The sequence below is a fragment of the Mesorhizobium sp. M1182 genome, from assembly GCF_040318335.1.
GTDB lineage: Bacteria > Pseudomonadota > Alphaproteobacteria > Rhizobiales > Rhizobiaceae > Mesorhizobium.
The window spans coordinates 95,917-112,494 of record NZ_JAMYMD010000009.1; the positions used below are offsets into that span (position 1 = coordinate 95,917).

19 protein-coding genes are annotated in these 16,578 nt (G+C 62.8%); 9 read left to right on the top strand and 10 right to left on the bottom strand.

Annotated features, from left to right (window positions below):
- Window positions 1-70: 70 nt before the first annotated feature.
- The 4 genes from msrB to NKH33_RS13595 all read right to left on the bottom strand — a co-directional run bounded on the left by msrB (window position 71) and on the right by NKH33_RS13595 (window position 2,749).
- Window positions 71-571: a peptide-methionine (R)-S-oxide reductase MsrB gene (gene msrB, locus NKH33_RS13580; protein WP_023677487.1), complete on the bottom strand. Its 501-nt coding sequence runs from the start codon at window positions 569-571 to the stop codon at window positions 71-73.
- A gap of 174 nt (window positions 572-745) precedes the next feature.
- Complete coding sequence (locus tag NKH33_RS13585) at window positions 746-1,303, bottom strand: fasciclin domain-containing protein (RefSeq protein ID WP_023677486.1); 558 nt, start codon at window positions 1,301-1,303, stop codon at window positions 746-748.
- Between the two features lie 205 nt (window positions 1,304-1,508).
- Window positions 1,509-2,213 (bottom strand): anti-sigma factor, encoded by a 705-nt coding sequence (locus NKH33_RS13590; protein ID WP_352472348.1) that lies wholly within the window; start codon window positions 2,211-2,213, stop codon window positions 1,509-1,511.
- Window positions 2,210-2,749 carry a sigma-70 family RNA polymerase sigma factor gene (locus tag NKH33_RS13595; protein ID WP_352501141.1) on the bottom strand — a complete coding sequence of 180 codons (540 nt, stop codon included), beginning with the start codon at window positions 2,747-2,749 and terminating at the stop codon, window positions 2,210-2,212. Before NKH33_RS13595 ends, NKH33_RS13590 begins: the two co-directional genes overlap by 4 nt.
- 126 nt (window positions 2,750-2,875) lie before the next feature.
- On the opposite strand from NKH33_RS13595, the gene NKH33_RS13600 reads away from it, so the two are divergent.
- Window positions 2,876-4,372, top strand: a complete 1,497-nt coding sequence (locus NKH33_RS13600; protein ID WP_352919937.1) for an amidase — start codon at window positions 2,876-2,878, stop codon at window positions 4,370-4,372.
- 96 nt (window positions 4,373-4,468) lie between these two features.
- Window positions 4,469-5,362, top strand: a complete 894-nt coding sequence (argB, locus tag NKH33_RS13605) for an acetylglutamate kinase (RefSeq protein ID WP_023677482.1) — start codon at window positions 4,469-4,471, stop codon at window positions 5,360-5,362.
- 19 nt (window positions 5,363-5,381) lie between these two features.
- Here argB and bchE read toward each other — a convergent pair whose 3' ends face one another.
- The gene (bchE, locus tag NKH33_RS13610; RefSeq protein ID WP_352919939.1) at window positions 5,382-6,920 is read right to left on the bottom strand and encodes a magnesium-protoporphyrin IX monomethyl ester anaerobic oxidative cyclase; all 1,539 of its coding nucleotides are present in this window, start codon (window positions 6,918-6,920) and stop codon (window positions 5,382-5,384) included.
- 102 nt (window positions 6,921-7,022) lie between these two features.
- Window positions 7,023-7,499 carry an Lrp/AsnC family transcriptional regulator gene (locus NKH33_RS13615; protein ID WP_023677481.1) on the bottom strand — a complete coding sequence of 159 codons (477 nt, stop codon included), beginning with the start codon at window positions 7,497-7,499 and terminating at the stop codon, window positions 7,023-7,025.
- A 140-nt stretch (window positions 7,500-7,639) separates the two neighbouring features.
- Between NKH33_RS13615 and phhA the strand changes: the two genes are divergently transcribed.
- The gene (gene phhA, locus NKH33_RS13620; protein WP_352919941.1) at window positions 7,640-8,473 is read left to right on the top strand and encodes a phenylalanine 4-monooxygenase; all 834 of its coding nucleotides are present in this window, start codon (window positions 7,640-7,642) and stop codon (window positions 8,471-8,473) included.
- Here the strand turns inward: phhA and NKH33_RS13625 are convergent.
- On the bottom strand, window positions 8,468-8,968 hold the full coding sequence (locus NKH33_RS13625; RefSeq protein WP_352919943.1) for a MarR family winged helix-turn-helix transcriptional regulator: 501 nt from the start codon (window positions 8,966-8,968) through the stop codon (window positions 8,468-8,470). The genes phhA and NKH33_RS13625 overlap by 6 nt on opposite strands.
- A gap of 93 nt (window positions 8,969-9,061) precedes the next feature.
- Between NKH33_RS13625 and NKH33_RS13630 the strand changes: the two genes are divergently transcribed.
- Window positions 9,062-9,229, top strand: a complete 168-nt coding sequence (locus tag NKH33_RS13630; RefSeq protein ID WP_352744285.1) for a hypothetical protein — start codon at window positions 9,062-9,064, stop codon at window positions 9,227-9,229.
- A 49-nt stretch (window positions 9,230-9,278) separates the two neighbouring features.
- Here NKH33_RS13630 and NKH33_RS13635 read toward each other — a convergent pair whose 3' ends face one another.
- Window positions 9,279-10,040 carry a GGDEF domain-containing protein gene (locus NKH33_RS13635; RefSeq protein WP_352568520.1) on the bottom strand — a complete coding sequence of 254 codons (762 nt, stop codon included), beginning with the start codon at window positions 10,038-10,040 and terminating at the stop codon, window positions 9,279-9,281.
- Window positions 10,041-10,201: 161 nt separating this feature from the next.
- On the opposite strand from NKH33_RS13635, the gene NKH33_RS13640 reads away from it, so the two are divergent.
- A complete protein-coding gene (locus tag NKH33_RS13640) occupies window positions 10,202-10,909 on the top strand; it encodes a pyrimidine 5'-nucleotidase (RefSeq protein ID WP_352455977.1) in 708 nt (235 codons plus the stop codon).
- Between the two features lie 34 nt (window positions 10,910-10,943).
- Here the strand turns inward: NKH33_RS13640 and NKH33_RS13645 are convergent, their stop codons facing one another.
- Window positions 10,944-11,783, bottom strand: a complete 840-nt coding sequence (locus NKH33_RS13645) for an LOG family protein (protein ID WP_352455976.1) — start codon at window positions 11,781-11,783, stop codon at window positions 10,944-10,946.
- A gap of 145 nt (window positions 11,784-11,928) precedes the next feature.
- Here NKH33_RS13645 and dapD point away from each other — a divergent pair, with 145 nt between their 5' ends.
- The 4 genes from dapD (at window position 11,929) to NKH33_RS13665 (ending at window position 15,437) form a co-directional block, all read left to right on the top strand.
- Complete coding sequence (gene dapD, locus NKH33_RS13650; protein WP_352455975.1) at window positions 11,929-12,783, top strand: 2,3,4,5-tetrahydropyridine-2,6-dicarboxylate N-succinyltransferase; 855 nt, start codon at window positions 11,929-11,931, stop codon at window positions 12,781-12,783.
- Window positions 12,784-12,813: 30 nt separating this feature from the next.
- Entirely contained in the window at window positions 12,814-13,191 is a 378-nt protein-coding gene (locus tag NKH33_RS13655; RefSeq protein ID WP_352539950.1) for a DUF805 domain-containing protein, read from the top strand.
- A 21-nt stretch (window positions 13,192-13,212) separates the two neighbouring features.
- Window positions 13,213-14,001: a hypothetical protein gene (locus NKH33_RS13660; protein WP_352455973.1), complete on the top strand. Its 789-nt coding sequence runs from the start codon at window positions 13,213-13,215 to the stop codon at window positions 13,999-14,001.
- Window positions 14,002-14,336: 335 nt separating this feature from the next.
- Window positions 14,337-15,437, top strand: a complete 1,101-nt coding sequence (locus tag NKH33_RS13665) for a GGDEF domain-containing protein (RefSeq protein ID WP_352472353.1) — start codon at window positions 14,337-14,339, stop codon at window positions 15,435-15,437.
- Here NKH33_RS13665 and NKH33_RS13670 read toward each other — a convergent pair.
- Entirely contained in the window at window positions 15,427-16,458 is a 1,032-nt protein-coding gene (locus tag NKH33_RS13670; protein WP_352919945.1) for a 2-dehydropantoate 2-reductase, read from the bottom strand. The two genes, NKH33_RS13665 and NKH33_RS13670, sit on opposite strands and share 11 nt — an antisense overlap.
- Between the last annotated feature and the right edge of the window lie 120 nt (window positions 16,459-16,578).

Sequence of the window (16,578 nt, forward strand, 5' to 3'; positions counted from 1 at the left end):
GGGGTCATGCGCAAAATCAACCATTACGAAGTCCTCTCGCGCTCCGACAAAGTCAGGGTCGCAGCCGTCCTCACGCCGTCGCCGGCTTGAAGGTCAAGGCAACGCCATTGATGCAGTGTCGCAACCCGGTCGGCGGCGGACCGTCGTCGAATACGTGGCCGAGATGGCCGCCGCAGCGGCGACAATGGACCTCCGTGCGGGTCATGCCCAAAGACCTGTCCACGGTCTTGCCGACGGAATTCGGGATTTCCTGCCAGAAGCTCGGCCAACCTGTACCGGAATCGAACTTGGTCTCTGACGAATAGACCGGCAGGCCGCAGCCGGCGCAAGCGAAGATGCCTTTGCGGTGCTCGTTGAGCAGCGGACTGGTGCCCGGGTATTCCGTGCCCTCCTTGCGCAGCACATTGAAGGCCGCGTCGGACAGGATGGCGCGCCACTCGGCTTCGGTCTTGGTAACCTCGAAAGTCTCAGCCGCGCGTGCATCCTGGGCTCCGCCCATGCGCAGCGCGGTGGCGCCTGCGACAACGCCAATGGCTGCCGCACCACTCAAAAGAAGCTCGCGACGGTTCATGGCCATTCCTCCTGTCATTGCTTGTGCCAAATTCGACCGCCACACGGAAATCAAAAGCCGGTGACGATCGCTGTCCTCAAAGCGGGACTCCGCGCCTATCCACATCTTGCGTGAACGGCGCGGAGCGTGCGCAGGGAGGCCCTTAGCGATATCTTCGCCGGCAGCGTGCGTTTGTTACATCTTCGGCAGGAGAACCTTGTCGACGACGTGGATGACGCCGTTGGACTGCTCGACATCGGCGATCGTCACATTGGCGACGTTGCCGTTCTCGTCGGTCACGGTGACCTTGCCGCCGTCGGCCTTGAGCGACAGTTCGCAACCACCGACCGTCTTGACCTTGTGGGTGCCGCCGTCGTTCTTGACCATCTTGGCGACGTCGGCGGCCATCGCTTTGGCGCCGATGACATGGCAAGTCAGGATCTTGACGAGCTTGTCCTTGTTTTCAGGCCTGAGCAGCGTCTCCACCGTGCCGGCTGGAAGTGCCGCAAAGGCCTCGTTGGTCGGCGCGAACACAGTGAAGGGGCCAGCGCTTTGCAGCGTATCGACCAGGCCGCCTGCCTTGACGGCAGCGACCAGCGTCGTGTGGTCCTTCGAGTTGACAGCATTTTCGACGATGTTTTTCTGGGCATACATAGCGGCGCCGCCGACCATCGGATTTTGAGCATAGGCAATGGTGGCGAGCGCGGAAATGGCGACCGTGCCGGCAAGCAAAAGAGTGGCGAATTTACGCATGATTTCAATCTCCTCGGGTTATCGTTCCCCTCATTTGGGAACGCAAGGAGATACGCGATAGAAATGCTGGAGTTTCGCCCTCTCCGCAAAAAAATATTTTGTCGCTGCAATTTGCCTAGCGCGGATCGACAGCCGCCAACAAGCTTTGCAGGCGTCTAAATCACGGGAGATAGATTTCAGGTCTGCTTCCCGCGATGAGAAGCGGTCAGATGCTCTTCAGATCGCCCGCTGCGACCACCGGTCCAGTCGGCTGGCCGGTCGGTGAACCGCCGGCCGGCTCAACGCTGACCGCAAGCACGGCGCCTTGCGCCAATTTCTCCTGGACGGCGGGCGGGATGGCCAAATGCGCGGTCGCACCGGCCGGGATGACGCCCATCGACACCGGCGCCTTCTTGCCTTCGATCATCCACAGTTCGAAGTCCTTGCCGGCGGCCCGCTCACCGGAAACGTGAGAAAGACCGACCTCGTGACGGGCGGCATCGTAGACGACGAGATATTTGACGTCGCTGCCTTCGGCCGCCAGCGAGGCGACAAGCCGCGCCTGCGGCGGTTCGGTGGACGGGCGGAAGTAAGGCACGGCGATGTAGATCGCCAGCGCCGCAATGGCGGCGGCGGCAAGACCGCGCCAGAAGCCAAGGCTCGACCACAGGCCGGCGCGCGGCTCTGCAGCGAAAAGCCGGCGGTCCAATGCTTCCTTGACCCTGATCGGAGGCTCTGTCTCCGGATAGGCGGCGGCCATCGGCGAAAGATGCGCCTCCCAGGCATCGACAAGGCGCGCGAAGGCGGCGTCCGCATCGATGCGGCGCGACGCGATCTCGCGTTCATCGGCGGCCAGAACGCCAAGAACGTATTCGGCGGCGAACAGGTCGTCGCCCCCACGTTCCGGTCCATTGTCGTCAGCCAGCGTCATCTTTCCAGGCATTCTCTCAGTTTCAACAGACTGCGCCGCAGCCAGGTCCGCATCGTGTTCAGCGGTACGCCATAGCGCTCCGCCAGTTCGGCATAGCTTTTGCCATCCAGATAGGCGCCCCGAACGGCCGCCGCCCGATCCTTCTCCAATTCCTCGAGACAATGGTAGATGCGTTCGGACTCACCGCCCGCCACGGCCATGGCCTCCGGCCCCGGCGCCGGATCGGCCACGTCGAGCGCGGCATCGATATAGGCGGCAGGCTCTCGCCGCGCCCTGATCCGATCGATCGCATGATTGCGCGCAATGGCCACCAGCCAGGAGATCGGGCTCAGATCCGAAACGGCGAAACGGTCCGCCTTCGTCCATATCTTGACGAAGACCTCTTGAAGCGCTTCTTCAGCATCTCCCCGATCCTTCAATACACGAAGGCAGACGCCGAAAAGTTTCGCGCTGGTCTGCCGGTAGAGCAGATCGAACGCAGCCCGGTCCTTCATCGAAGTCCGGACAATCAGGTTGCTGATGTCCTGCGGCGTCATCCGCCGCCAAATTAGGCGATTGCAATGCATTTGCAACGACTGAAATGGTCTTGCGCACCGGCAGCGCCAGCCTCGATTGCCAATGAAATCGCCGCCCGCTAGCTTGCAATGAGCGGGAGGGCGACCATGTCGATCGAGCGGGTTCTGTGGGAGCATGACGCAACCGGCCAGGCCGCACTCGTGCACAAGGGAGAGATCACACCGCAAGATCTCGTCGATGCGGCGATCGCCCGGGCCGAGGCCACCCTGCCGGAGATCAACGCCATCGCCGAACCGCTTTTTGAGGCGGCGCGGGCGCGAGCGAAAACCGTCGACCACAAGCTGCCGCTTGCCGGAGTGCCCTTTGCGCTGAAGGACCTCGGCATCGCCATGAAAGGCGTGCCGACGCATGGCGGCAGCCGCATCCCGGCCTTCACCCCCGATTTCAGCTCGGTGATGACGGAACGCTATCTGGCCGCCGGCCTGATTCCGATCGCCACCAGCACCGCACCCGAACACGGGCTGAGGCTGGTGACCGAATCGGCGGCTTTCGGCATCACCCGCAACCCATGGGACACCGCGCATACGACCGGCGGTTCCTCAGGCGGTGCGGCTGCGCTGGTCGCGGCCGGCGTCGTGCCGGTGGCGCATGCCTCGGATGGCGGCGGCTCAATCAGGGTGCCTGCGGCCTGTACCGGGCTGGTCGGGCTGAAGACGTCGCGCGGCCGGGTGCCCTTGACGCCACTCGTCACCGAAAGCTGGTACGGCTTCGTCGTCGACCATGCGCTGGCTCGCTCGGTGCGCGACACGGCCCTGCTGCTCGACCTGACCCACGGGCCCGACCCGCTGTCGCCCTACGCGGCACCCTCGCCGAACGGCAGTTTCACTGCGGCCGCCGGGCGCGATCCGGGCAAGCTCAAGCTCGCCTTCTATCGAAAATCGCCGCTCGGCCTGCCGATATCGGAAGAGACGTTGAAAGCTCTGGATGCGGCGATCGGGCTGGGGCGCGAAGGCGGACACAGCGTCGAGGAGATCGACCTGCCCTATATCGATCGCGATTTCATCGCCGATTTCGCCAGAACCGTCGCTGCGGCGGTGGCCGGCACGATGCGTGGCGAGGCCTTGCGCGTCGGCCGCTCCATCTCAGGCGACATCGAACGCGCCACGCGCGTGATGAGCCGGTTCGGTGAAATTCTCTCGGCCGGCGAAATCTATGCCGGCCTGCAGCGGCTGCACGCAACCTCGCGCCGGCTTATCACCGAAACCGCGCATTATGATGCAGTGCTGATGCCTGTCATCGCGCACCCGCCGCTCGCCTGCGGCACCATGGACCCGAAAGGCGCCGACGAATTCATCGAGAATGTCCTGGACAGACTGCGCCTCGCCGGCCTGCTGAAGTTCAAGCCGCTATTCGGCCAGCTGATGGACAAGAGCCTGTGGTTCACGCACTGGCCGGCGATCCAGAACGTCAGCGGGCAACCGTCGATCACGCTTCCGGTTTACATCACCGATGCCGGCCTGCCGCTCGGCGTCCAGGCCGCCGGCCGCCCCGGCGACGAGGAAACGCTTTTGTCGTTCGCCGCGCAGATGGAAAGGATCTCGGGCTGGCTGGGCCGACGGGCGCCGCTGCAGCGGCCGGCATAGGCGGTGATTTGATCGATCGTGACAGCAAAGCCGTTTGCCCCCTCGTCCAATTCCCGCTAAGACGCCGCCGTTCATGCCAAGCTGGGAACCACGCCGATGACGGATGTCGCCGCCACCGCCGAAATGCAGGCCGCGCTGCTTTCAAGGGCGCTGCCCTATATGCAGCGCTACGAGAACAAGACGGTCGTGGTGAAATATGGCGGCCACGCGATGGGCGACATCGCGCTCGGCAAGGCTTTCGCCCGCGACATCGCACTTTTGAAACAATCCGGCGTCAACCCGATCGTCGTGCATGGCGGCGGGCCGCAGATCGGCGCCATGCTCAGCAAGATGGGCATCGAATCCAAATTCGAGGGCGGCTTGCGCGTCACCGACCAGAAGACCGTCGAGATTGTCGAGATGGTGCTGGCCGGGTCGATCAACAAGGAGATCGTCGCGCTGATCAATGCCGAGGGCGAGTGGGCGATCGGCCTGTGCGGCAAGGACGGCAACATGGTGTTTGCCGAAAAGGCGCGCAAGACCATGATCGATCCGGATTCCAACATCGAACGGGTGCTCGACCTGGGCTTCGTTGGTGAGCCTGTCGAGGTCGACCGCACATTGCTCGACCTCCTGGCGCGGTCCGAAATGATCCCGGTGCTGGCGCCGGTGGCGCCCGGCCGCGACGGCCATACCTACAACATCAATGCCGACACTTTTGCCGGCGCCATCGCCGGCGCCTGCCAGGCGACGCGCCTGCTGTTCCTTACCGACGTGCCCGGCGTGCTCGACAAGGACAAGAAGCTGATCGACGAGCTGACCGTGGCCGAGGCCAAGGCCCTGATCAAGGACGGCACGGTCTCGGGCGGCATGATCCCCAAAGTCGAGACCTGCATCGAGGCAATCGAGCGCGGCGTCGCAGGCGTCGTCATCCTCAACGGCAAGACGCCGCATGCGGTGCTGCTCGAGCTGTTCACCGAACACGGCGCCGGCACGCTGATCGTGCCGTGAGGCCGGGTGTCTCAGGGGCTCAAGCGTTTGGCGAAATAGCGGTCACGGACTGACGCGGCAGGCGTTCGACAACCATCGATTCCTCGTCCTCGTCTTGCGGCGCGCCCCAGAATTCGGCGAGCGTCGGGCCATTTTTGAGGCGGCGGTCGCGGACCAGAAAGCCCCAGACTTCGCGAAACCAGACGCGGCGGCCCATTCTGGTGTACCAGCGCATCGAATGTCGTTGCTCCGGATCCTTGTGGAACAGGATGCGCGCCAAGGCCTTGGGCCGCGACTGCACCGCCAGTTCGATCAGCTTGACGGCGAAGAACAGCATCCACGGCTTGAGGCGGGTCATCCGCAGGACCTGGTGCTTGTAGTCCCACAGGCGGGCGTCCAGCTGGATCACCTTGCGGTCCCTGGCAATCCTGAAGAACGGCGTCCAGCGATGCGGCGTCACATAGAGCGCCTGGATCTGATCGGGGTCATAAGCGATCAGCTGGCGGAAGCCGCGCCAGAGGTCGCGCAAACTTTCGTCCTCGAAACCGGCCACCCAGGTCGCCATCGACAAGATGCCGTTGAGGCGCAGCAGCCGTATCGCCTGGCGGTCGGATGAGGTGCTGCCGCCCTTGCGGATCAACTGGAGCGTCTGCTCGTCGGTGTTTTCCATGCCAAGCAGCCAGCGGATGACGCCGGCCTGGCGATAAAGATGCAGGCTGTCGGCGTCGCGGACGATGTCGTCGGCGCGGGTGGAGCCGACGATCAGCACCGGCACATTCTCGGCGATCATCGCATCGAGAAAGGCGCGCCAGGCTTTTTTGGACGACGTCGGGTTCTCGTCGGCAAGGTTGATCAGCTCGACGCCATGCTCGCGGTATAGCCAGGCAATCTCCCGCGCGAACTTCACGGGGTCGCGGTGCCGCCAGCGCGTCCAGAAGCCGCGCTGGCCGCAATAGTTGCACAGATGCGGACAGCCTCGCGAGAACTGCATGACCACCGCACGCTTGCCTCCCCAATAGCTGTAGCGGCTGACATCGATCAGTTCCCAGCCGACGCGGTAGTCGTCGAGGTTGGCGATCGTCCTTGCCGGCTTGGTGGCGAAGGGCCGCCGCAAATCGTCAGGAAAGGCGATGCCCGCCACGTCCGAGAGCGGCTTGCGTTTCTCCAGCGCTTCGATCAGCGCGACGATGGTCGCCTCGCCCTCGCCGCGCACGATGAAGTCGAAGGCATGCGTTTCAGCCAGTATGTCGCGCCAATGGTAGGTCGGAAAGACGCCGCCATAAATCAGGATTGTCGCTGGCTCGATGTCCTTGACCATGTCGGCGATCAGCAGGGCTGTCGGATGTGCAGAGGTCGAGCCGGAATGGCCGATCAGAATGCAGTCGGGATGGTCGCTCAACGCGTCCCCGACCAGCGTGGCAAGCGCCATCGGCCCGAATTCGGCATCCACAAGCCGCACTTGATGTCCCGCGTCGATCAGCGGACCGCCCAGTGCCAGCAAACCGAGCGGCGGCAGATGGTCGTCCGGCACACGGCTGCCGATGGCGGTATGCGGCGGGTTGATCAAGACGATTTTCATGGCGGGCCTTATGCAATGGCGGTCCGCATGTCGTAGTCGGCGATCTAGTTCCGGAGATTGGCTTGCTTCAGCAGTTTGTGTGCAGCTTTTCCGCAGAAATGCCTATCGTCTGAGATGTGCAAGCGGCACATGGCCAGGCCCCTTGATGTTCTGCAGCACAAGCTGCGTGTGTACGTCGCGCACGCCTTCGAGCCGCATCAGCCGGTGCATGACGAAGGCATTGAGCTCGTCGACCGACGGCACCATGACATGCAGCAGGAAATCGTAGTCTCCAGTCATCGTCCAGCACGACGACACCTCGTCCATGCGCTGCACGGCGGCGATAAAGGTTTCGGGCGAGCCGTCGCTGTGGGTTACGAGGCGCACCTGGATGAACACTTCGACCATCAGCCCGACGGCGCGGCGGCTGAGCACCGCAGCAAAGCCCTTTATGATGCCCGCCTGCTGAAGGGCCTCGAAGCGCCGCGCGCAAGGTGTCGTCGACAGCCCAATCTCCTGCGCCAATTCGGAGACCGGCTTGCGCCCGTCGCGCTGCAGGATGTCGAGCATCTTGATCTCGAATTCATCAAACTGAGGCATTTTCACTCTCCCAAAGCTCGATCGTGGAGTCTTTTACCTCCAACCCCGCATTTGAGCCACCATCAAAGCTGATTTGCCTCGCGCCATCCCGCTAGAATTTCCGGCAATCCGCTGATCATGATTTCCAGGGAGAGCAAGCCATGACAATGAACGTTGCCGACTATGCCCGCGAATGCGCTGCGCGAGGCCTTCGCGGCGATTATTCGGTCTGCCGTACCGATTTCACCGTGGCGCAGGGCTACAATTATAGCGACGAAGAACAGGCGGTGTGGCGCACGCTGTGCGACCGCCAGACGAAGCTGACCAGGAAGCTCGCCCACCATTCCTACCTCGACGGCGTCGCGGCACTCGGTCTTCTCGATAAGATCCCGGATTTCGGTGCGGTCAGCGAGAAGCTGCGCAAGTTCACCGGCTGGGAGATCGTCGCCGTGCCGGGGCTCATTCCCGCCCAACCGTTCTTCGACCACCTCGCCAACCGCCGGTTCCCGGTCACCAACTGGCTGCGAACCCAAAAGGAGCTCGACTACATCGTCGAGCCCGACATGTTCCACGATTTCTTCGGTCACGTGCCGATCCTGACGCAGCCGGTCTTTGCCGACTTCATGCAGATGTATGGCAAAAGGGCCGACAGCGTGATTGCGCTCGGCGGCGACGAGATGATCACCAGGCTTTACTGGTACACCGTCGAATACGGGCTGATACGCGAGCCGGGCCAGCCGCTGAAGGCTTTCGGCGCCGGGCTTATGTCATCCTTCACGGAGCTTCAGTTCGCGGTCGAAGGCGGTGAGGCGCACCATGTCCCCTTCGACCTGGAAACCGTGATGCGCACCGGCTACGAGATCGACAAGTTCCAGCGTGCCTATTTCGTGCTGCCGTCGTTCGCCGCCCTGCGTGATGCTTTCGAGACCGCCGATCTTGCGGCGATCGTGGCGCGCCGCAAAGGCGAGCCAGCGCTCGACCCGGCGAGCCTATAGGCTGTCGGCTGTTTCCAAAGCCTCGGCCTTCAGCCGGGCCAGCTGGTCGCGCTGAAGGTCGAGCGACGCCGTAACGAAGCGCAGGATCGTGGCGAGCTCAGTGTCGCTAAATGTGGCGATCACCTTTTCCCCCTCCTGCGCGATCGCGCCATAATAGCGCGTCGATAGTTCTCGCGTGAGTTCCGTCGCCTCTATGACCACCTTGCGCCTGTCCTCAAGGCTGCGCGTTCGTGTCAGCAGGCCGCGCGCCTCCAGCCGGTCGATCAGCGCGGTGACCGCGGCCGGCGTCAACCCTGTTGCGGCCGCGACCTCGCCAGCCGATCGCGGGCCGCCATAGAGCAGCGCCAGGCAATGGCGTTCCGCCATACTCAGCCCAAGCCTATCGCCCACTGCCTCGTCATAAGTCTGCGTCGCGTCCTGCCAGCCCATAATGGCAAGGCTGATGGCGGTCTTCATGTCGGCCCGATTCATGCTTGACGAATTTATTTCGATCATCTAACTATCAAACTGCCTAACATTATGGCTATTATAGTAATATGCTGCATCAGGCGCAAGGCAAGGCCTGTCGCAGCCTGCAAGGAGTGAAACATGAATCAGACCCCGACGCGCGGCCCACTCACACCGGCCGAGGAGTTCAAATATGCCAAGCTGGCGATGGACTGGTATGGCTGGGGCTCTCCCATCGGCCTTGGCATCGCTCTGGTGGCGCTGGCGGCGGCCGCCCTGCTGTTCCGCATCGCCATCTTCGGATTTTGACAGTCTGGCAGCGGCGCGGTTGAATGCAGCAGAAGGCTTAGGGCCGAGCTCAGGCGGCTTCGGAAATATCGCGGTCGATGATCGACAGATTGCGGCCGCGATGCTTGGCCTCGTAGAGCCGCTGGTCGGCAGCGCGCATTAGCTCCGACACTGCAGCGTCTCTGCCGCAGGTGATGCCGCCAATACTGACTGTAAGCGGAACCGTTCGTTCGTCGACGGGCCGGAAACGGATACGCTCGACTTCACGCCGGATGCGCTCGGCGACGCGCCTGGCCTCGTGTTCGGTGGCACCAATCAGAAGGGCGCAGAATTCCTCGCCGCCGATGCGGCCAAGCACGTCGCCGCTGCGCACGCCACGCTCTATCGCGTTTGCGATCAGGAGCAGCGCATCGTCGCCGATCAGATGGCCGTAGCTGTCGTTGATGGTCTTGAAATGGTCGGCATCGACGATCAGCAATGCCCCGCGATCGGATTTGCGCCGGGAGCCGTCGAGAGCGGCAAAAAAACTTTCGCGGTTGAGCATGCCGGTCATGTCGTCGCGGCTCGCCTTTTCCGCCAAGCGCCTGTGCGCGGCGGCGAGTTGGGCATGGGCGCGGGCGAGCTCGCGATGCGCGGTCTGCAACCTTTCGCCCTGCCAGAACGTATAGGCGCCGACGCTCCAGGCCAGCGCGAGCGGGCACACGGTGGATGTCAGCCAGATGGTGCGATTGATCGGAAACCCCATTGCCGGCACGACGATCAGCGTCAGCAAAAGCGAGACCGCGACGGAGGCGAAAGCGATGGCGGCAGACTTTAGAAATATGCGATTCATCGCTTGCTCCCACTGGTCCGTCTTGGTTCCAGCAAAGCGCTGAATGTCACCTTTCGGCGATGCTTAAGATTTTAATCATGGCGCCATTTTTACCACCCAGGGCGCGCATAGGTTGTGGATAAACCTCCTGTTAGAAAGATCGTTTCGTGCCATAAGGACGTATGACGACACTTCCCGACCCCGCCCGCTTTGCCCATGTCACCGACTGGGTGTTCGATCTCGACAACACGCTTTATCCGCATCATTCGAATCTGTTCTCGCAGATCGATGTGAAGATGACCGCCTACGTCGGAGAATTGCTGACGCTGCCGCGCGAGGAAGCACGCAAGCTGCAAAAGGAGCTCTACCGCGAATATGGCACGACGCTGAACGGATTGATGACGCGCCACGGCATCGACCCCGACGATTTTCTCGAGAAAGTGCACGACATCGATTATTCCTGGCTGGTTCCAGATCCCGTCCTAGGCACCGCCATTCGCCAGCTTCCCGGCCGTAAATTCATCTTCACCAACGGGGATCGCCGGCATGCCGAACGCACCGCGCGGCAGTTGGGCATTCTCGAGCATTTCGATGATATTTTCGATATCGTCGCAGCCGGACTGAACCCGAAGCCGGCGCGGCAATCCTATGAGAAATTTGCCGAACTCCACGCCGTTACCGGACAAAATGCGGTGATGTTCGAAGATCTTGCCCGCAACCTGTCGGTGCCGAAATCGCTGGGCATGACTACGGTGCTGGTGGTGCCGCGCAATTTCGAGCCGACCTTCTCGGAAATCTGGGAACGCGACCCGGCCAACGAGGACGATGTGGACTTCGTCACCGACGACCTCGCCAGCTTTCTCACGGCGATCGTGGAAGTCCCTGCTTGAGGCAGCCGGCGCGCTTCAAGTCCTTGCTTGCATGTCAAAGTTTATAGAAGCGGCTGACGATCCCCCAGGCCTCGTCAGCGGTGTCGACGAAATCGATGATATCCTGATCGCCGGGTGTGATCGTGCCTTGCTCGGCGAGGAAATCGAGGTCGATCGCCTTTGCCCAGAAAGCCTTGCCGAACAGAATGACCGGCACGCGTTCCATGCGGCCGGTCTGGATCAGGGTCAGCGTCTCGAAGAACTCGTCCATCGTGCCGAAGCCGCCTGGAAACACCGCAACGGCCTTGGCACGCATGACGAAATGCATCTTGCGGACCGCGAAATAGTGGAAGTTGAAGCAGAGTTCCGGCGTCACGTAGGCGTTTGGCGCCTGCTCGTGTGGCAGCACGATATTGAGACCGATCGACGGCGCGCCAACATCGTCGGCGCCACGATTGCCGGCCTCCATGACACCCGGCCCGCCGCCGGTCACCACGACGAATTCGCGATAGTACGAGGTGGCCGACTGCTGTGAGCAGAGGCGGGCGAATTTGCGCGCCTCCTCGTAATATTTGCTGTTTTGCTCGAGGTTCTTCTTCTGCGTCTCGTTCTTGGCCGCCCAGGCTTCGCCGCCGGGCTCGGGAATGCGGGCGCCGCCGAACAGGATGACGGTCGATTGGATGCCGCGCTCGGCCAGGATCATCTCCGGTTTAAGCAGTTCGAGCTGCAGTCTGACCGCACGCAACTCGCGCCGCGTCATGAAATCGGGATCGTTCCAGGCCAGCCGATATGTCTCCGCGCGCGTTTGCGGCGTGTCCGGCACGCTTCTCGACCGCTCCAGATCCTCGTCCGAATGCGGCAGCGGCGTCCATCCCGCCTTTTCCATGGGAGTCATACTTGCTTTACCCGTCCAATCATTCACCTGCGCCGTCCCGTGACGCTGCCGCGATTGACCCTCCCCAAGCCTTCACATAGGGTCCGCGCGACTTTCAAACAGGTTAAGGCGCCGGCCCTTAACAGCTTGGTAATGGAGCGAATTCATGTCGAAGCCCGATCTCGCGAGCCTCGAGGAGATTATCGAGAACGCCTTCGAGGAACGCGACACGATTTCGACCGCAACCCGCGGCGAGACGCGCGAGGCCATCCAATCGGCGCTCGACCTGCTCGACCGGGGCGTCGCACGCGTCGCCGAGCGGCAGGCCGACGGCAAATGGCACGTCAACCAGTGGCTGAAAAAAGCGGTGCTGCTGTCGTTCCGGCTCACCCCGATGGAGATCATAGAGGGCGGTCCCGGTCAGGCGGTATGGTGGGACAAGGTGCCCTCAAAATTCGACGGCTGGAGCGCCGTCGATTTCGAGAAGGCGGGCTTCCGCGCCGTGCCGTCGTCGATCGTGCGCCGCTCCGCCTACGTCGCGCCCGGCGCCGTGCTGATGCCGTCCTTCGTCAATGTCGGCGCCTATGTCGACAGCGGCACCATGGTCGACACCTGGGCTTCGGTCGGCTCCTGTGCCCAGATCGGCAAGAATGTGCATCTGTCAGGCGGCGTCGGCATCGGCGGTGTGCTGGAGCCGATGCAGGCCGGCCCAACCATCATCGAGGACAATTGCTTCATCGGCGCCCGTTCCGAAGTGGTCGAAGGCTGCATCGTTCGCGAAGGCTCGGTGCTCGGCATGGGCGTCTTCATCGGCCAGTCGACCAAGATCGTCGACCGGGCCACCGGCGAGATCTTCTACGGCGAGGTGCCGCCTAATTCCGTCGTCGTCGCCGGCTCGCTGCCGGGCAAGCCTTTTCCAAACAACGAGCCCGGCCCCAGCCTCTACTGCGCCGTCATCGTCAAGCGGGTCGATGCCAGAACCCGGTCCAAGACATCGATCAACGAATTGCTGCGCGATTGATCTTTCTCAACGAATACGGACGGAATTCGCTTGCCTGAAAGATCCGACCTCATCTGGCTTTTCTTCAAAGCTTCGGGCCGCGTCAGCCGCGCGGCCTATTTTCTTGGAGGACTGCTGGTGGCCATCATACAGGCCTTCCCGCTCTACCGTTTCACGCTGGTGCCGGAGGGCACCACCGAGAGCAACATGTGGTCGTTCATTTTCTTCATCGCCTTCATTGCCTCGCTTTGGTCGAACGTGGTGCTGGCGGTCAAGCGGTTGCACGACCTCGACAAGCCGGGCGTTGCGGCGCTGGTGCTGTTCGTGCCGGTTGTCTCGATCATCGCTTTCCTCGTGCTTTGCCTGTTTCCAGGGCAACCCGGCCCCAACCGCTACGGCAAGCGCACCAACGCCCCGGCCGAACCCTGAGCACCGATCGGACATTTCGTCATGCGCTACCGCTCGCTTGATCCGAAACTGATCCTCGAAACCGCCGAACGGCTGGAAGGGCGCGTCGCCGAGCGCTTTCCCGATGCAGGCTTGCGCGGCGTCGCCGCCGAGCTCGTGTCGCTGTCGCGCGATCTGGCAAAGGCAGCCAAGGCGCTGGAGGCGCCGATCTGGTGGCTGCGCGGCCTCATCATCGCCGCCTTCGTCGTCGGAGCGCTGATGTTCCTGTTCGTCGGCACAATCCTGCCGCTCGGCCGCATCTCGGGAAACCACGATGCCTTCCAGTCGGTGCAAGGCATCGAAGCCTCCCTCAACATGATCATCCTCGCGGTGCTGGGCTTCCTGGCCCTGATTCGCTCCGAGGAGCGGATCAAGCGCAAGCGGGTGTTTCGCCAGCTCCACGGGCTGCGGTCGCTGATCCACGTCATCGACATGCACCAGCTGACCAAGGATCCGGCAACGCTTTCAGCCAGTTTCAAGCCGACTGCGCATTCGCCAGCCCGCATCACCAACGCCGCCGACCTTGCCCGCTATCTCGACTACTGCTCCGAAATGCTGTCGATCACCGGCAAGATCGCCGCGCTGTTCGCGCAATCGGTGAATGACGCCGTGGTCATCGACGGCGTCAATGACATCGAGAACCTGGCTTCGAACCTCTCGCGAAAGATCTGGCAGAAGATCACGCTGATCGAAACCCCTCATGGGCAGCCGGCACGTGCGGCGAAGACCGATCCCGAGCCGGGCCCGCCGCGCCGGCCTGCAGTCCGCAGACGACCGGGGCCGGCAAGCTAAAACCGGCAACCCGGCGGCAGATCCGCTAGAGCGGTTCATCGTTTCGCAGAAACGCCGAACCGCTCTATCTTTTTTGTTTTGACGCAATTCCGGACGAAAAACCGCTTCACACTTTTCCTGGAATTGCTCCAGAGCGGCGGAGCGGGGAGTTCCGAAAGCCCGGTTTGCGCCGGATGCTCTAAGCGAATGTTAATCACCCTGGCCCAGCATGCCGGCGAAGACTGTGTCGACCGGCACGGAGCGCTCGACTGGCAAGCGACCTATCCCTGATCACCAAGGAGCCGCGCAAAACGTGGAGCGCCGCCGCTCGCCTCTTTGCCTGGTTCTCTTCGCCGATGAAATTGGAACCGGAAGCTGTCCGCGCCCGGCTTCTCGACACCACCTTCGACCGCAAATTCGCAGTCCTGTTCGGCACCATCAGCGTTCTGTTGGTTGCAGTCAGCGCCGCTCTTGCCACCGGGGATTGGTGGCCCTACGCCTGGATTGCCGCCGACCTGATGCTTTTCACCGTCCGCGTTCTGCTGATGCGGGAATGCGAGCAGGCCCGCAGGCGCGGCTCGAAAGGGCCGCTGGCGGGCCTGATGGCAGCCAGCGGCGTCTGGTCGGTCGTTTTCGGCCTCGGCTGCTATGGCTGTGTTGCCAGCGGGAATATGGCGCTTTCCGTACTTGCCGCCTTGAATGTCGCAGGCGTCGTCGGCGTGGTGTCGTCACGCAATGCGGCGACCCCGCGCTTCGCCATATTCGTCATGTTGGCCGTAAGCCTGCCTTACGTGGTCGGCGCATTGTTTTCTGCGGCGCCCGGAATGCCGATCGTCGGAATTCAAACGCCGTTCTATGTGGCCGGCGTCATCATCGTGCTGCTTCAGAACCACGCAATCAATGCCCGCATGATCCGCGCCGAACTGGACAATCGCGACCTGGCCATCAAGGACGCGCTGACCGGCCTGCCAAACCGCATCTTCCTGCAGGAGATATTGCGCGACATGTGCCGCGACCTTGCGGCGCCGGCCGCTAATGGCGGCAAGCCGTTTGCAGTGCTCAGTATGGATCTCGACGGTTTCAAACAGGTCAATGACCGTTTTGGCCACGCTGTCGGCGACGTGCTGCTGCGCAAGGTGGCCGAACGATTGAAGCGCGGCTTCCGTCCGGGGGACGTGGTCTTCCGTATTGGCGGCGATGAATTTGTCATCCTTTTGCCCGCAACCTCGGAGATCGAGGCCACCTACCTGGCAAAGCGGGCCATCGAAAAGGTCTCGGTGCCTTTCGACCTCGGGGTCGGTTCCGCCATCCATGTCGGCTTGAGCGTCGGCAGCGCCTTCGCACCTGCCGACGGCGGCGATCCGGAAATCCTGCTCACCTGTTCCGACCATGCGCTGTACGAAGCCAAGCGCACCGGCAAGGGCCGTTACTGGGCGCCTGTGCGGGCTACGATCTGACGGTCGCGACAACGGCTTCCGGCGACAGGCAGGGCGATCCGCTTCTCTCCTGCTCGGCCGCGCGCACCAGTGCCGTCACGCGCTTCAGCAAAGGTGCCGGCGTGCCGGCCTTTTCGGCCAAACGCAGGACCGCGCCTTGCAGTTCGCCGATCTCCGTCGGCCGGCGGCGCTGAAGGTCATCCCACATCGACGAACGCGCGGCCGGATCGATGGCAAGCATCCGCCGCGCCAAGAACTTGAACAGCCAGTCGGGCAGGCGAAGCACTTTCGGCAGCAGCGCGGGACGCAGGCCGGCGATGCGAGCGGGTTCGATGCCTGTCGCCGTCATTGCCGCCAATGCTTCGTCGATCTGGCCGGCCAGGATCAGCCGCCAGCGGCGATCGGCAAGCTCTGCCGCCAGCGGCAGGCCGGAAAGCGCCACCAGCGCGTTGTTGAGGTTGAGCAGCAGCTTGCCCCATAGCACCGCTTCGATGTCGCCATGCGTGGCGACGGCAAAGCCCTCGACGTCGAGCAGTTCGTCAAGGCCTGTCGGACCCTGTTCGATCATCACCTTGCCGCCGCTGGCGCGGTGCAGACGAAGCGGCAATTCGCCCTCCGCCGATTGGACCACGTTGAACGGCACCATGCCCGCGAGCACCCGCCGGGCGGTGAGATGGGCTCGCAATTTATCGGCATTGTCGACGCCGTTCTGCAGACTGAGTACCACCGCATCCGGTCGGGCATAGGCCGCAATAAGCCCGGCCATGTCCTGCGTCGCGCCGCTCTTGACCGTTGCCAGGATGACATCGGCACCGGGGAATGCCGCGGCCGGATCGGCGGTGACCGACAATGCCTCCGGCTTGACGGATCGGTCGCGGCCATCACGGTCGGTGATGCGCAATCCACCTTTTTGCAGCGCCTTCTCGATGCGAGGCCGCGCCAGCAGAACCACCTTTCGCCCGGCAAGTGTCAGGCAGCCGCCGGCGTAGCACCCGATACTGCCGGCACCGGCGATTACGATCGTCCTGCCATGCGTGATCATGCGATGGCCCTGTCCTGGTTGAGAGGCCTTGCCGCAACTTATACGGCATGAAAACCATAATGTCGGCGGCATGGCTGGCCCTTATGTCTGGCCGTGACAGGCCTTGCGCTTTCGACTATC

Excerpts from the sequence above, each read along its gene's own strand:
- NKH33_RS13600 (WP_352919937.1), top strand. The coding sequence starts at position 2,876 with ATGTCGATCGAGCGGGTTCTGTGGGAGCATGACGCAACCGGCCAGGCC.
- NKH33_RS13615 (WP_023677481.1), bottom strand. The coding sequence starts at position 7,499 with ATGCCTCAGTTTGATGAATTCGAGATCAAGATGCTCGACATCCTGCAG.
- NKH33_RS13665 (WP_352472353.1), top strand. The coding sequence starts at position 14,337 with ATGAAATTGGAACCGGAAGCTGTCCGCGCCCGGCTTCTCGACACCACC.
- NKH33_RS13645 (WP_352455976.1), bottom strand. The coding sequence starts at position 11,783 with ATGACTCCCATGGAAAAGGCGGGATGGACGCCGCTGCCGCATTCGGAC.
- msrB (WP_023677487.1), bottom strand. The coding sequence starts at position 571 with ATGAACCGTCGCGAGCTTCTTTTGAGTGGTGCGGCAGCCATTGGCGTT.
- bchE (WP_352919939.1), bottom strand. The coding sequence starts at position 6,920 with ATGAAAATCGTCTTGATCAACCCGCCGCATACCGCCATCGGCAGCCGT.
- NKH33_RS13660 (WP_352455973.1), top strand. The coding sequence starts at position 13,213 with ATGCGCTACCGCTCGCTTGATCCGAAACTGATCCTCGAAACCGCCGAA.
- NKH33_RS13590 (WP_352472348.1), bottom strand. The coding sequence starts at position 2,213 with ATGACGCTGGCTGACGACAATGGACCGGAACGTGGGGGCGACGACCTG.
- NKH33_RS13625 (WP_352919943.1), bottom strand. The coding sequence starts at position 8,968 with ATGATCGAAATAAATTCGTCAAGCATGAATCGGGCCGACATGAAGACC.
- dapD (WP_352455975.1), top strand. The coding sequence starts at position 11,929 with ATGTCGAAGCCCGATCTCGCGAGCCTCGAGGAGATTATCGAGAACGCC.
- NKH33_RS13640 (WP_352455977.1), top strand. The coding sequence starts at position 10,202 with ATGACGACACTTCCCGACCCCGCCCGCTTTGCCCATGTCACCGACTGG.
- NKH33_RS13670 (WP_352919945.1), bottom strand. The coding sequence starts at position 16,458 with ATGATCACGCATGGCAGGACGATCGTAATCGCCGGTGCCGGCAGTATC.
- argB (WP_023677482.1), top strand. The coding sequence starts at position 4,469 with ATGACGGATGTCGCCGCCACCGCCGAAATGCAGGCCGCGCTGCTTTCA.
- NKH33_RS13630 (WP_352744285.1), top strand. The coding sequence starts at position 9,062 with ATGAATCAGACCCCGACGCGCGGCCCACTCACACCGGCCGAGGAGTTC.
- NKH33_RS13595 (WP_352501141.1), bottom strand. The coding sequence starts at position 2,749 with ATGACGCCGCAGGACATCAGCAACCTGATTGTCCGGACTTCGATGAAG.
- NKH33_RS13585 (WP_023677486.1), bottom strand. The coding sequence starts at position 1,303 with ATGCGTAAATTCGCCACTCTTTTGCTTGCCGGCACGGTCGCCATTTCC.
- phhA (WP_352919941.1), top strand. The coding sequence starts at position 7,640 with ATGACAATGAACGTTGCCGACTATGCCCGCGAATGCGCTGCGCGAGGC.
- NKH33_RS13635 (WP_352568520.1), bottom strand. The coding sequence starts at position 10,040 with ATGAATCGCATATTTCTAAAGTCTGCCGCCATCGCTTTCGCCTCCGTC.